At 74.1% G+C, this 14,021-nt stretch carries 10 protein-coding genes; 5 read left to right on the top strand and 5 right to left on the bottom strand.

Going from position 1 to position 14,021, the window contains the following annotated elements; genetic code table 11:
• Positions 1 to 12: 12 nt before the first annotated feature.
• Entirely contained in the window at positions 13 to 1,569 is a 1,557-nt protein-coding gene (locus J7F03_RS17215; RefSeq protein ID WP_214950322.1) for an ATP-dependent DNA ligase, read from the bottom strand.
• A gap of 168 nt (positions 1,570 to 1,737) precedes the next feature.
• Between J7F03_RS17215 and J7F03_RS17210 the strand changes: the two genes are divergently transcribed.
• The 3 genes from J7F03_RS17210 (at position 1,738) to J7F03_RS17200 (ending at position 6,482) form a co-directional block, all read left to right on the top strand.
• Positions 1,738 to 4,461 carry an alpha/beta fold hydrolase gene (locus tag J7F03_RS17210; protein WP_214950321.1) on the top strand — a complete coding sequence of 908 codons (2,724 nt, stop codon included), beginning with the start codon at positions 1,738 to 1,740 and terminating at the stop codon, positions 4,459 to 4,461.
• Positions 4,458 to 5,378: an ABC transporter permease gene (locus J7F03_RS17205; protein WP_251072030.1), complete on the top strand. Its 921-nt coding sequence runs from the start codon at positions 4,458 to 4,460 to the stop codon at positions 5,376 to 5,378. The genes J7F03_RS17210 and J7F03_RS17205 overlap by 4 nt, the downstream gene beginning before the upstream one ends.
• A gap of 207 nt (positions 5,379 to 5,585) precedes the next feature.
• Entirely contained in the window at positions 5,586 to 6,482 is an 897-nt protein-coding gene (locus J7F03_RS17200; protein ID WP_214950319.1) for a carbonic anhydrase, read from the top strand.
• A 58-nt stretch (positions 6,483 to 6,540) separates the two neighbouring features.
• Here J7F03_RS17200 and J7F03_RS17195 read toward each other — a convergent pair whose 3' ends face one another.
• Entirely contained in the window at positions 6,541 to 7,488 is a 948-nt protein-coding gene (locus J7F03_RS17195; RefSeq protein ID WP_214950317.1) for an aldo/keto reductase, read from the bottom strand.
• Positions 7,489 to 7,702: 214 nt separating this feature from the next.
• Complete coding sequence (locus J7F03_RS17190; protein ID WP_214950316.1) at positions 7,703 to 9,493, bottom strand: beta-galactosidase family protein; 1,791 nt, start codon at positions 9,491 to 9,493, stop codon at positions 7,703 to 7,705.
• A 185-nt stretch (positions 9,494 to 9,678) separates the two neighbouring features.
• On the opposite strand from J7F03_RS17190, the gene J7F03_RS17185 reads away from it, so the two are divergent.
• Positions 9,679 to 10,848, top strand: coding sequence for a substrate-binding domain-containing protein (locus tag J7F03_RS17185; protein WP_214950315.1), 1,170 nt, complete (start codon positions 9,679 to 9,681; stop codon positions 10,846 to 10,848).
• Positions 10,849 to 11,109: 261 nt separating this feature from the next.
• Complete coding sequence (locus tag J7F03_RS17180; protein WP_214950314.1) at positions 11,110 to 12,102, top strand: hydroxyacid dehydrogenase; 993 nt, start codon at positions 11,110 to 11,112, stop codon at positions 12,100 to 12,102.
• Here the strand turns inward: J7F03_RS17180 and J7F03_RS17175 are convergent.
• A complete protein-coding gene (locus J7F03_RS17175; protein WP_214950313.1) occupies positions 12,090 to 12,896 on the bottom strand; it encodes a sugar phosphate isomerase/epimerase in 807 nt (268 codons plus the stop codon). The two genes, J7F03_RS17180 and J7F03_RS17175, sit on opposite strands and share 13 nt — an antisense overlap.
• Entirely contained in the window at positions 12,893 to 13,990 is a 1,098-nt protein-coding gene (locus J7F03_RS17170) for a LacI family DNA-binding transcriptional regulator (RefSeq protein WP_214950312.1), read from the bottom strand. Before J7F03_RS17170 ends, J7F03_RS17175 begins: the two co-directional genes overlap by 4 nt.
• Positions 13,991 to 14,021: the final 31 nt, after the last annotated feature.

Below are 14,021 nucleotides of genomic sequence, written 5' to 3'. Positions count from 1 at the left end.
CCTGACCTCCGGTCATCCCGGGCCGGGCCGCACGTCACCGTCACGCTCCCCGAGCACCGTATCCACCGTGTCCGCCTCCTCCGCCCGTTTGTCGGGGCGGTGGCGCAGGACACGGGCGAAGCGCAGCGCGACGCCGGCGGGGTAGCGCGGGGAGCGCTGCAGGCCGTCGTAAGCGATCTCCACGACCAGCTCGGGGCGGACGGTGACGGTGAAGCCGTCGTCCGCCACGGCGAGCTCGCCGAGCCGTTGGGTCTGCCAGCGCAGCATTTCGTCCGTGAGCCCTTTGAAGGTCTTGCCGAGCATGGCGTACGTGCCGTCGGCGGCCCTCGCGCCGAGGTGCAGGTTGGACAGGAGCCCGGTGCGCCGGCCGTGGCCCCGTTCGACGGCGAGGACCACCAGGTCCAGGGTGTGCACCGGTTTCACCTTGAGCCAGTGTTTGCCGCGCCGGCCGGCCGCGTAAGTGGAGTCGAGGGCCTTGACCATGACGCCCTCATGGCCCCGGCGCAGGGTCTGCGCCCAGAATTCCTCCGCTTCGGCCGACTGCGCCACCGGATCCTCGACCACGAGCCGGCGCACCCGCCACTCCTCGGGCACCAGGGCGGCCAGCGCCTCGTACCGCTCGCGGACCGGCGCGTCGAGGAGTACTTCCTCGCCCGCCGCCAGCACGTCGAAGAAGAAGGGGGACACCTGGAGCGCCCGCCGGGCCGCCTCGACGTCGAGCCGGGAGCCGACCCGGCTCGCCACCTCCTGGAACGGCACCGGCCGGCCGTCCGCCGCGGACCGTCCGATGACCTCCCCGTCGAGGATGAACCGCTCCCCCGGCAGCGACCGGGCCAGCTCGGCCACCTCCGGCAGCCGGTCGGTGATCTCGTCGAGGGAGCGCGTGTACACCCGTACGTCGTCCCCCTCGCGGTGGACCTGCACCCGGATCCCGTCGAGCTTCTCCTCCACCGCGCACGGCCCGAGCGCGGCCAGCGCCTCGGCCACCGTCTTGGCGGTGTTCGCCAACATCGGCTGTACGGGCCGCCCCACATGCAGCGCGACCTCGCGCAGGGCCGCCGCCCCGTCGGCGAGGACGGCCCCGGCCACCCGGGGCAGGGAGCCCTCGAGCATCGCGGCCCGGCGCAGCTCCGCGGCCGGCACCCCGGCCGCGGCGGCCACGCCCTCCAGGGCCACGGCGTCCAGCGCGCCCTGGCGCACTTCCCCGGAGATGAGGCTGCGCAGGAACCGCTGCTCGGCCTCGGTCGCGGCGCCGAGCAGGCCGTCCAGGATCCGGCGGCGCTCGGCCTGCGCACCGGCCCCGGCGACGGCGGCGAGCAGGGTCACTGCCTCGTCGACGGCGGAGACGGTCAGGGCGGGCTCGGCCGCCGGCTCCACCTCCCGGGCGAGCGCGCGCCAGCCGATCCCCGGGCGGCCCTGCGGAAGCCGGCCCGCGAGGTAGGAGACCACGAGGGCGGCCTCATCGGCGGGGGCGGCGGCGAACACCTCTGCGAGCAGGGCGGTCTTCCGGGACCGGGCGGAGGTCTCGGCGACCTCCCGGGACACGCGCGCGACCTCGGCCAGCAGCATGCGGCCATCCTCCCGCCGGTCGGCGCCGGGCGCAGGTCGGCCTGGGGCCGGCCCGCCCCCGCGTACCGCAGGCGCGGTACGCGCGGCGGCCGGCGTAGTCCTTGAGAAGGTCTGCGGTTCACTCTGTGGGAGCGCGGGCGGCGCGGGCCTGGCGTTTAGGGTTCCCGTATGAAGCTCCGACTGCCCCGGCGCCGCCGAAGCCGCCTGCTCGCGGGCGCCGCCGCGCTCGCCGTCGTCGCGGGGGCGGGCACGCTGACGGCCGCCGCCGGCGACGCTCCGGCCGTGCACCGCGAGGACCGCCTGTTGAGCATGCCCGGCGCCGACATCGACATCTCGTACTTCACCTCCGGGAGCGATGTCGGGACCGATGTCGGGAGCGAGGGAGAGAAACGTCCCGCCGTACTGCTCGCGCACGGTTTCGGCGGCAGCAAGGAGGACATGCGGCCGCAGGCCGAGCGCCTCGCCCGCGACGGGTACGCCGTGCTGACCTGGTCGGCGCGCGGCTTCGGCCGCTCCGGCGGCAAGATCGGGCTGAACGACCCCGACTTCGAGGTCAAGGACGTCTCCCGGCTCATCGACTGGCTCGCGGCCCGCCCCGAGGTCCGGCTCGACGCGGCGGGCGATCCGCGCGTCGGCGTCGCGGGCGGATCGTACGGCGGAGCCGTCTCGCTGCTCGCGGCCGGTCACGACCCGCGCGTGAACGCGATCGCCCCCTCGATCACGTACTGGAACCTCGCGGACGCGCTCTTCCCGGGGGGCGTGTTCAAGAAGCTGTGGGCCGGCCTCTTCTTCACCACCGGTTCCGCGGGCGGCATGCAGGCGGGAGGTCCGGGTGCGAACACCGCCCCGCCGTCCGCACCCGGCTGCGGGCGCTTCCAGCCCGAGCTGTGCGCCATGTACGAGCGGGTCGCGGTGGCCGGCGCGCCCGACGCGGAGGCCCGCGCGCTGCTGGAGCGGCGCAGTCCGTCGGCGGTCGGCTCCGCCATCAAGGTGCCGACGCTGATCACCCAGGGCCAGGGCGACTCCCTCTTCCCCCTGGACCAGGCAGACGCCATGGCGAAGGCCATCGCCGCCAACGGCGCGCCCGTCTCCGTGGACTGGGCGGCGGGCGGCCACGACGGCGGCATGCGGGAGGCCGACCGCGTCGAGGACCGGGTGAAGTCCTGGTTCGACCGCTACCTCAAGGACGACACGGCCGTGGACACCGGCCCCGCCTTCCGCGTCTCGCGCTCCGGCGGCATCGATTCCACCGACGGCGAGGTCAAACTGCGCGGAGCGAGCGGCTCCGCCTATCCCGGGCTGCGGTCCGGACCCCGCGAGTTCGCCCTGGCCGGCCGGGAGCAGAGCTTCGGCAACCCGGCCGGCGGTGCCCCGCCGGCGCTGTCCGCGCTGCCGGGCATCGGCGGGCAGTTCGCCGCCCTCGGAGCCGGGATCTCGCTGGACTTCCCCGGGCAGAACGCGCGGTTCGATTCGGAGCCGCTGACCGAGGAGGTACGGATCACCGGGACCCCGACTGTCACCCTGAAGGTGAGGTCGACGGCTGCGGACGGTTCGGCCGTCCTGTTCGGCAAGGTCTACGACGTCGGCCCCGACGGGCGCCAGCAGGTGCTGCCGAGCCAGCTGGTGGCCTCGGTACGGGTGGAGAACGCCCAGCAGGACAAGGCCGTCGAGCTGCGGCTGCCCGCGATCGACCACGCCGTCGAAGCCGGGCACCGACTGCGGCTCGTCGTCGCCGCCACCGATCTGGGCTACGCGTCCCCGGTCGCGCCGGCGGCCTACACCGTCTCGGCGCAGGGCCCGCTGGCCGTGCCCGTCGCGGGCGGCGTGCGGACGGCGTCCTCCGCACTGCCCGCCTGGACGTGGGGGATGCCGCTCGGGGCAGCGCTGCTGGCCGCGGGGCTGGTGGGGATCCGGAGGACCGGCCGGGGGCGGGGCGGGATCCGGGCGGGCGCACCGCAGCCCGAACCGGCACTGGCCGACGTACCGCTGGAAATCACCGGACTCACCAAGCGCTACGCCAAGTCGCAGGACCGCTACGCCGTACGGGACTTGTCCTTCCGCGTGGAGAAGGGCCAGGTCCTCGGCCTGCTCGGGCCCAACGGCGCGGGCAAGACCACCACCCTGCGCATGCTGATGGGCCTGATCACGCCGGACGCCGGGGTGGTACGGGTGTTCGGGCACGCGGTGCGGGCCGGCGCGCCCGTGCTGTCGCGGGTCGGGGCGTTCGTGGAGGGCGCCGGCTTCCTGCCGCACCTGACCGGACGGGCCAACCTGGAGCTGTACTGGCAGGCCACGGGCCGCCCCGCCGAGGACTCGCACATGGACGAGGCCCTGGAGATCGCCGGGCTCGGCGACGCGCTGGAGCGCGCGGTGCGCACGTACTCGCAGGGCATGCGCCAGCGCCTCGCGATCGCGCAAGCCATGCTCGGCATGCCGGATCTGCTGATCCTCGACGAACCGACGAACGGTCTGGACCCGCCGCAGATCCGTGAGATGCGCGACGTGATGATCCGGTACGCGGCGGGCGGGCGGACGGTCATCGTCTCCAGCCACCTGCTGTCGGAGGTCGAGCAGTCCTGCACGCACCTGGTCGTCATGGACCGGGGCCGTCTCGTACAGGCGGGCGAGGTCGCCGAGATCACCGGCGGCGGGGACGCGCTGCTGGTGACGCTGGCCGGGCCGGTGGACGAGGTGACGCTCGGGAAGGTTGCCGCGCTGGAGGGAGTGGAGTCCGTGGAGAGCGCCGACGACGGGCTGCTCGTACGGCTGGACGGCGCGAGCGCCGCGACGCTCATCGCAGAACTCGTACGGCTGGAGGTGCCGGTGTCGGGAGTGGGACCGCACCGGCGGCTCGAGGACGCGTTCCTCACCCTGATCGGAGGTGCGGCATGAGCGCCGTGACGGACGTGGAGAGCAGCGGGACCGCCGGACACGGGGGGACCTCACGGGGCGGCACGAGTGAGGTTGCCCCCGGCTACCGGGCCAACCGGACGCTCCCGCTGCGCGTGGAGGCGCTGCGGCAGTGGCGTCGGCGGCGGACGCTGGTGATGGGCGGGATCCTGGCCGCGCTGCCGTTCGTCCTGATGATCGCCTTCGCCGTGGGCGGCGGACCGGGCAGCCGCGACGGCGGCAACGGCCGGATCACCCTCATCGACACGGCGACGGCCTCGGGCGCGAACTTCGCGGCCACCTGCCTGTTCGTGTCGGCCGGGTTCCTGCTGGTGGTGCCGGTGGCGCTGTTCTGCGGTGACACGGTGGCGTCGGAGGCCAGCTGGTCCTCGCTGCGCTATCTGCTGGCCTCGCCCGTACCGAGGGCCCGGCTGCTGTGGAGCAAGCTGGTCGTGGCGCTCGGTTTCAGCCTGGCGGCGATGGTGCTGCTGCCGGTCGTGGCGCTCGCGGCGGGCACGGCGGCGTACGGGTGGGGGCCGCTGAAGCTGCCGGCGGGCGGCGCCCTGGCGGCCGGGGACACGGTGGGGCGGCTGGCGCTCGCCGTGGCCTTCATCTTCGTCTCGCAGCTGGTGACGGCCGGTCTGGCGTTCTGGCTCTCGACGCGGACGGACGCGCCGCTCGGCGCTGTGGGCGGCGCGGTCGGGCTGACGATCGTCGGCAATGTGCTGGACGCGGTGACGGCGCTGGGGTCGTGGCGGGAGTTCCTGCCGGCGCACTGGCAGTTCGCGTGGGCCGACGCCTTGCAGCCTCAGCTGGAGTGGGGCGGGATGGTCAAGGGAGCGGCGGTGTCGGTGTCGTACGCGCTGGTGCTGTTCGCGCTCGCGTTCCGCGGGTTCTCGCGCAAGGACATCGTGTCTTGATACGCGCCTGACGCGCGGGGCCTGAGGCGCGGGACCTGACGCGCGGGACCTGACGCGCGGGGCCTGAGGCGCGGGGCCCGTTCGGCCGTCCGTGGCAAGCCCGGGCGCACGCGCTCGTGCCTGCCGCCCGATCGGCCCGCGCGCCCCCAAGAATCGCCTCGGTCAGGGCGTACGGACGCGTCCGAGTGGCACTGAGGGGTACGACCGATGGACAGAGCAGGACTTCCGAAACGCAGGTTCGTGCTGACCGGGAGCCTCGCGGCCGCCGCGGCGGCCGCGTCCGTGCTCTCGGGGTGCTCGGCCAAGAGCACCCCGAAGGCCACGACCGCCGCGCCGGAACCTCGGCCCAGCACCCCCGAGGCCGCGTACAGCAGGCTGGTGGAGGGCAACGAGCGCTGGGTGAGCGGCGACCTCAATCACCCCGACCGGGATCCGGACCGGCGCCGGCTGGTGGCGGAGGCCCAGGACCCCTTCGGCGTGATCCTGTCGTGCATCGACTCCCGGGTGCCGCCGGAGCTGCTCTTCGACACCGGGCTCGGCGACCTGTTCGTGCTGCGCACGGGTGGGCAGGCGGTCGGTCCGGTGGTGACCGGGTCGGTGGAGTTCGGTCCGATGACAGCGGGCACCCCGTTGATCCTGGTCCTCGGCCACCAGCGCTGCGGGGCCATCGCGGCGACGTACAAGGCGCTGCGGGACGGCACCTCGCTGCCCGGCAACCTCCAGGCGATCGCCACGGCGCTGGTGCCGGCGTACGACCTGACGGTCAATGACCCGGGTACCGACCCGGTCGACACGATGATCCGCAACCAGGTCAAGGTGACGGCGGACGAGCTGCGGGCCAACGCGGACTTGGCGCCCCTGGTGAAGAAGGGCTCCCTGGCCGTGATCGGCGCCTACTACTCGCTGGACACCGGCGAGGTGGAGGTGCTGACCGGCAGGCCGGCGGGGTCCGCCTCCGCGAGCCCGTCCGCCAGTACGTCCGCGAGCCCGTCCGGCAGCGCCTCGGCGAGCCCGTCCGCGAGCCCGTCCTCCAGCCTTTCTCCGAGCCCCTTCGAATCCGCTTCGCCGAGCGCGTCCGTGTCCGTGTCGGCCTCCGTCTCCTGAGTCCGTCGCGGCCCTGCCTACTGGTCGTCGTCGATGACCGCGCGGCGCGGGACGTCCGTCACAGAGCGGCCTCCGCGACGGCGTCGACCTCGGCCAGCAGGCCCGCGTCCAGCGGCCGGTCGGCGACGGCGGCGTTGGCGCGCACTTGCTCCGCGGAGGTGGCGCCGGCGATGACGGAGGCGCAGCCGGGCTGGGCCGAGAGCCAGCCGACGGCGAGTTCCAGGACGGTGCGGCCGTGCTTGTCGGCGAGCGCGGCCAGGTCCTCCACGATGTCGAGGCGCTCGTCGGTGAGGTAGGCGTCGCGGCCTTCGAGGCGGGAGCCGGCGGGTACGGGGGCGCCGCGCCTGATCTTGCCGGTCAGCAGCCCGTTGGCCAGCGGGAAGTACGGGAGGACGCCGACTCCGTAGTGGAGGGCGGCCGGGACGAGTTCGCGCTCCGCGGACCGCTGGAGCAGCGACCACTCGTTCTGGGCCGATACGAAGGGTGCCGCTCCGGTTTCGCGCGCCACGTGGGCGGCTTCGGCGAGCTGCCAGCCGCTGAGGTTGGAGTGTCCTATGTAGCGGATCTTGCCCTCGGCGACGAGTTCGGTGAGCGCCGCGAGGGTCTCGGCGATGGGGACGGCCGGGTCGGGGCTGTGCAGTTGGTAGAGGTCGATGTGGTCGGTCTGCAGGCGGCGCAGGGACTCCTCGACGGCGCGCCGGATGTAGGCACGGCCGCCGCGCGAGCCTGCGGCGGGTCCGTACCCCATGTCCACGCCGTCGTAGCCGAATTTGGTGGCGAGGACGACCCGGTCCCGGCGGCCCTTGAGGGCTTCGCCGAGGTGGATTTCCGAACCGCCGCTGCCGCCGTAGATGTCGGCGGTGTCCAGGAGGGTGATGCCCGCGTCGAGCGCGGCGTCGACGACGGCACTGGTGGCGCGCGCGTCGAGCCGGCCGCCGAAGTTGTTGCAGCCGAGCCCGATCGCGGACACCTGGAGACCTGAACTGCCCAGGGGGAGATAGCGCATGTGTTTCATTCCTCCGTTACTCGTCCGCCGCCGTGACCCACCGGCGTGATCAACCGGCAGCCAGTCTAGGCCGCCCGTCCGGACCGGGGACGGGCCTGTGGACAACCGCGGGCGGACCTCCTGCCAGCGGCTCGGACTCGGTCGGTGCCGTGCGGTGCGGTGCCGTGTCGTGCCGTGTCGTGCCGTGCCGTGCCGTGTCGTGCGGGAGCGGTGCTCAGTAGTCGATGTCGACGACCGTGGGTCGGCCGAGGTCGGGCCGGTCGCGCAGGGGCAGTTCGGTGCCGGGGCGCTCCAGTTCCAGTACGACGAACTCGTTGACCCCGTCGCGCCACAGCGGGGCGGGCGCGTACAGCGTGCGCTGCGGACCGCGCGGGGTGTCGTAGTGGCCCAGGAGGAAGCCGTTCAGCCAGATCAGGCCGGTCCCCCAGTCGGAGAGGTCGACGAAGCCGTCGGCCGGGGCCTCGGTGAGGGTGTGGGTGAAACGGTGGAAGGCGGGCTTTCCCGCCTCTGGGGCGTCCGCCGACCACACCAGCGCGGCCAGGTCCGCGAGAGGCAGCGGCCGTATCTCCCACTCGAAGAGGTGCTGGTGGCCGTGGCGCACGGCGCGCGAGATGCCCTTGCGGTCGTCGAGCAGCGGACCGTAGTTGACCCGGCCCTGGGCCCGGACGAGGACGTCGAGGACGACTCCGGCCGCGCCGACGGGCAGGTCGAGGCCCTCGTCGGGGGCGTTGCGGTCCAGGATGCCGAGGGGCACCCCGTCGGCGAAGACGTACGCGCGGTCGCCGAGGCCGTCGATCTTGACCGGCATGGCCGGGCGGGGACCGGTGATGGTGGTGCGGTAGTGGATCAGGCCGTGGTCCTGGCCGAGCTGCTCCATGGACTCGGGGGCGGGGCGCAGGACGGGGGCGCCGGCGAGCAGGTCCAGGTGCGCGAGGAGCGGGGCCGCGCCCTCGGGGGCGGCGAGGGCGGGGGTCATCCGGGGCCGCGGCTCGGGCAGCGGGCCGCCGGGCAGTGGCACGTACTTGCCGATGATCTCGCGGAACGCGTGGAACTTCGGGGTCAGTTCGCCGGCCTCGCCGATGGGGGCGTCGTAGTCGTAGCTGGTGACGGTGGGCTGGTAGCCGGGGTCGCCGGGGCGGGAGCCGGAGTGGTTGGCCCCTGCCCAGAAGCCGAAATTCGTACCGCCGTGGGCCATGTAGAGGTTGACGGAGGCTCCGGTGGCGAGGAGTTCGTCGAGCGACTGCGCCGCGTCCTCCACGGGGCGTACGTGGTGCTCCTCGCCCCAGTGGTCGAACCAGCCGATCCAGAACTCCATGGCGGTGAGCGGGCCGGTCCGCTGGTAGCGGCGCAGGGAGGCGAGGCGCTCGGCCGGCTTGGCGCCGAAGGTGGCGGTGGCGAGCCGGCCCGGGACCATGCCGCCTTGCAGCATGGCGTCCTCGGGGCCGTCGGCGGTGAACAGCAGGCAGTCGACGCCGCGTTCGAGGAGGCCGCGCTCCACGTGGGCGCGGTAGGCGGTGTCGTTGCCGTACGAGCCGTACTCGTTCTCGATCTGGACGGCGACGACGGGGCCGCCGCGGCTCGCGAGGTGGGGCAGCAGTTCGGGGACGACCAGGTCGAACCAGCCGTCCACCTCGGCCTCGAAGCGGGGATCGGAGCAGCGCAGGCGCAGGCCGTCGACGGCGAGGAGGCGGGCCGGCAGGCCGCCGAAGTCCCACTCGGCGCAGATGTACGGGCCGGGGCGGACGATGACGTCGAGTCCGATGTCCTGGGCGATGCGCAGGAAGCGGCCGAGGTCGCGCCAGCCGGTGAAGTCGGCCTTGCCCGGGGCGGTCTCGTGGAAGTTCCAGGGGACGTAGGTGTCCACGGTGTTGGCGCCCATCGCCCGCAGCCGGGTGAGGCGGTCCTCCCACAGGTCGGGGTGGACCCGGAAGTAGTGCAGGGCCCCCGAAACGATGCGGTGGGGGCGGTCTGCGCGCCGGAAGCCGTCCTGGTCGTGCGTGAGCATGCGCTGACTCCCGGGAGAGGTCGAGATGCTGCCGTGAGGTGCGGGACGTGGCCGAATATATGAACGCCTGGTCCGAGACGTCAATGACCGGTTGATCGGAATCGATCGAATCGATCTAATCGGCTCCCTATGATGGATCCGAGCACCACACGCACCACGCAGATCGCAGACCGCGGGGGGACCCCTTGAGACCGCATGTAGACCAGCGCCAGGCCCGGGTACGCGCACTCGTCCAGGCCAGGGGCAGCGTGCGCGTGGCGGACCTCGCCCGAGAGCTCGGCGTCTCCCCCGTGACCCTGCGGCGGGACGTCGAGGCGATGGCGGCGCGGGGCGAGATCCAGCGGATGCACGGGGTGGTCAGCCGGCCGGTGACGGCCCCGGCCGGGCAGGACGTCGGCCCCTGGGCCGCCCCGGCGGCGGCACGTCGGTCCGGCCCGGATCGCGCGGGCGCCGGTGGCGGCGGCGGGCTGGTGATCGGGATGGTGGTGCCGACCACCGAGTACTACTACGCCGACGTCGTACGGGGAGCCCGCGAGGTGGTCGAGGCGCGGGGCGCGCGCCTCACCGTGGGGCTGACGCGCTACCTGCCGGGCGAGGACCGGACCCAGGCGGACCGTCTGCTGTCCACGGGGGCGCACGGACTGCTGCTGACCCCGAACTGGGACGCCGGGTCGCCGGGACCCGGCGAGGGGGCGTGGACGGCTGAACTCCCGGTGCCGGCGATCCTGGTGGAGCGGTGGGCTCCGCCGGGGCATCCGGCCGCGTCGCTGGACCGGGTGGCCTCCGACCACGCGCACGGCGCGGCGCGGGCGGTACAGCACCTGGCAGGGCTGGGGCACCGGCGCATCGCACTCGCCAGCCGGGAGACGCCGACGTCGGCGCGGCTGCGGGCCGGGTTCGAGGCGGCCGTGGCGACGCTGGGGCTGGAGCCGGCGCCGCCGTGGCCGCGGCCGACGGCCGCTCCGGGGCCGCACACGGGGGCGGAGGCCTCCGGCGAGTCGAAGGTGTTCGCGGAGGCGGAGGCGTTCGCGCGGACGCTGGACTACTTGTGCGCGGCCGTGACGGAGGGCGGGGTGAGCGCCGCCCTGATCCACAGCGACACGGACGCGATCATGCTGATCCCGCGGCTCCAGGCACGGGGGGTGCGGGTGCCGGAGGACCTGGCGGTGATCACGTACGACGACGAGGTGGCCGGGCTGGCCGACGTACCGCTGTCGGCGGTGGCACCGGCCAAGCGGGAGGTGGGGGCGCGGGCGGCCGGACTGCTGCTGGACCGGTTGGAGGGGGGAGCGGCGGCGGAGCGGGGAGCGCGGCAGCATCTGGACCTGCTCCCCAGGCTGACCATTCGTCCGTAGGGGCCGATCCACTTGCCACGACTGACTGTTTTGATCGAATTGGGCATTCGCTCTTGACCTCGTGGTCGTCCGCACAAAAGGATGGGCCTCTCGCGGACGGCCGCGCGTCTTCCCTCGTCCGTGTCGTTCGGATCCCACCGCAGGAGCCGTCCAGTGACCCACCCCGCCTCCTCATCTCCCTCTTCCCCGTCGCCCTCCTCGTCCGCCCGTTCGTTCGGCCCGTCCTCCGCTCCCGCGCGCCGGCCCGCCACCGTCCTCGCCATGAGCCCCTGCACCCGGGCCGCCGTCCTCGGCGGCCGGGTCCTGCCGGAGCTGCTCCGGGTCGCCGATGTGGACCCCGAACTGCTCGTCACCGACTTCGGGTCCGCCTTCGTCGAGGAAGCCCTGCGCCGGCGGCTGGCCACGGCAGAAGTGCTGGTGACCGGGTGGGGATGCCCTCCGCTGGACGGGGAGGCGCTGGAGCTGATGCCGGCGCTCCGGGCCGTGGTGCACGCGGCGGGCAGCGTCAAGCACCATGTCACCCAGGCCTGCTGGGAGCGCGGCCTGCTGGTCTCCAGCGCCGCCGCCGCGAACGCCCTGCCGGTCGCGGAGTACACGCTCGCCGCCATCCTCTTCTCCAACAAGCGTGTCCTGGAGTCCGCTCACGCCTACCGAGCGGCCCGCGGCCCCATCGACCTGCTGCGCCGCTACCCGGCCGTCGGCAACTACGGCCGCACGGTCGGCCTGGTCGGCGCCTCGCTCATCGGCCGCCGGGTACTGGAACTGCTGCGCCCCTTCGACTTCCGGGTGCTCGTGCACGATCCGTACGCCGACCCGGCCGAACTCGCGGCCCTGGGCGCCGAGCCCGTCCCGCTCGACGAACTCCTTCGGCACAGCGATGTCGTGAGCCTCCACGCCCCCGAGCTGCCGCAGACCCGCCACCTGCTGAACGCCTCCCGGCTGGCCCTGATGCCGGACGGCGGCACCCTCGTGAACACCGCGCGCGGCTCGCTCGTCGACACCAAGGCGCTGACCGAGGAGCTGCTCTCGGGCCGGCTGCACGCCGTCCTGGACCACACCGAACCGGAGGTGCTGCCCGCCGTCTCCCCGCTGTACAACCTGCCGAACGTGCTGCTCACCCCGCACGTGGCGGGTTCGCTGGGCGGGGAGCTGGACCGGCTGGCGGCCACGGCCGTCGAGGAGTTGGAGCGCTACGCCCTGGGCCTCGGCTTCCACCACCCCGTCGACCGGGACCGGCTCGCCTACTCGGCCTGACGCTCCTTCGGGACCGCGGCGACCAGAGCCTCCAAGTACTTCCGGCCCCGGGCGAGCTGTCCCGGCAGTTCGGCGGCGCCGGGGTACCAGCGCTTCTCGTACTCCCAGCACAGCCAGCCGCCCGGCGGTACGAGGGCCACCGCCTCGCCGAGCGGCAGTGCTCCCCCGCCGAGCCCGAGCGGGGTCAGCTCCCGCGCGGACCGCACGTCCTTGACCTGGGTGTAGCCCAGGTGCGCGGCCAGGGCCCGGCTCGACTCGGCCGGCGACTCTCCCCCGAGCCAGGTGTGCAGTACGTCCCACAGCGCGCCCGCGCCCGGATGCGCGACCCGGTCGAGCACGCGGGCCGTCGCGGTGGCGGTGCGGTGCGAGTCGTGGGTCTCCAGCAGGATCCGCACCCCGTGCCGCTCGGCGAAGGGTGCGGCGGCCCGGAGCCGGCGGACGGCGTGGGCGTCGGCATCCTCCGGGGACAGTTCAAGGCCGCCGGGAAAGACCCGTACGTACGGGGCTTCGAGGTCGGCGGCGAGCCGGACCAGGGCCTGGATCTCGGCGAGCACCGGTTCGTCGGGGCCGGGGGCCGCCACCTTGGCGTATCCCGCGACTCCGAGGACGGTGACCCCGGCGGCGGTCAGGGTCCGCAGGCCCGCCGTGCGGTCGGCGGCCGGGCTGGCGGGGTGCAGGGGCTCCTCGGGGTGGGCACGCAGTTCGAGGCCGTCGTACCCGTGGGTGGCGGCGAGGGCGGCGCTCTGCTCCAGCGCGGTGCCGGGCAGGCCGAGGGTGGAGAAGGCGTACCTCACGGGCGGCTCCCCTCGGTGGCGGTGGCCCGCGGTGATGCGGGCGGCGGTGCGGTTGATCCGCGCACCATCAGCTCGGCCGGCAGGGTGGTGATGCCGCCCGGGGGCAGCGCCCTGCGGCCCGTGACGAGCTGGGCGGCGAGCACGCCGGCTTCGCGCAGCGGCACCCGGACCGTGGTGAGGGCGGGTGCCGTGTCGACGCAGACGGGCAGGTCGTCGAAACCGGCGACGGAGACGTCCTCGGGTATCCGCAGGCCGGCTTCGCGCAGGGCGGCGGCGACCCCGGTGGCGACGGTGTCGTTGGCCGCGGCGACGGCGGTGAAGGGGGCTCCTCGGCGCAGCAGTTCGCGGGTGGCGTCGTACCCCGCGGAGCGCTCGAACCCGGCGTGCACGGTCAGGGCGGCACACCGCCCGGGCAGTGCGGGGTCGTGGTGGCCCAGGGCGTCCCGGTGCCCGGCGAGCCGCTCCCGGGTGGTGCTCAGCCCGGGCGGGCCGGCGACGTAGGCGATCTGTCGGTGGCCCAGCGCCAGCAGGTGTTCGGTGAGCCGGAAGGCGCCGGCGCGGTCGTCGAACATGACGGTGGCGACGGGGAGTCCGGCGGGCATGGGCAGCGGGGGGCGGCCGCACAGGACCACCGGGGCGCCGGTGGCCGCGATCCGCGCGAGGCGGGCGGCGAGTGCCCGGGTGTGCTCCGGTTCCTCGACGGCTCCGCCGGTCAGGACGACCCCGCCGGCCCGCTGGCCCTCGAGGAGGGCGAGGTAGGCGAGCTCGGCGGCCGGGTCTCCCTCGGTGTTGCAGACGACGGCGAGTCTGCGGGCGTCGCCTCGGCCGCTGGGCGCCAGGGCGCTTTGCAGGGCACCCGCGAGGATCCCGAAGAAGCTGTCGGCGACGTCGTGGACGAGGACGCCGACGAGGTCGGAGGTGGCCGCGGCGAGGGCCCGCGCGGGGCCGTTGGCGATGTAGCCGAGGTCCTCGACCGCTTGCTCCACTCGTGTCCGGGTAGCGCCGGCCACCGGGTATCCGCCGTTGAGTACGCGCGAGACCGTCGCGGGCGACACCCCTGCCCGCACCGCCACTTCGGCGAGTGTGACCGCCATCAGACCCCTCCTTCCGATCGTCCCCGGTCAT

Source organism: Streptomyces sp. ISL-43 (genome assembly GCF_018614195.1).
In the GTDB taxonomy this organism is placed as follows: Bacteria; Actinomycetota; Actinomycetes; order Streptomycetales; family Streptomycetaceae; genus Streptomyces.
Note: the sequence above shows the minus strand (reverse complement) of the source record. Positions and strands in the feature narration are given on the sequence as shown.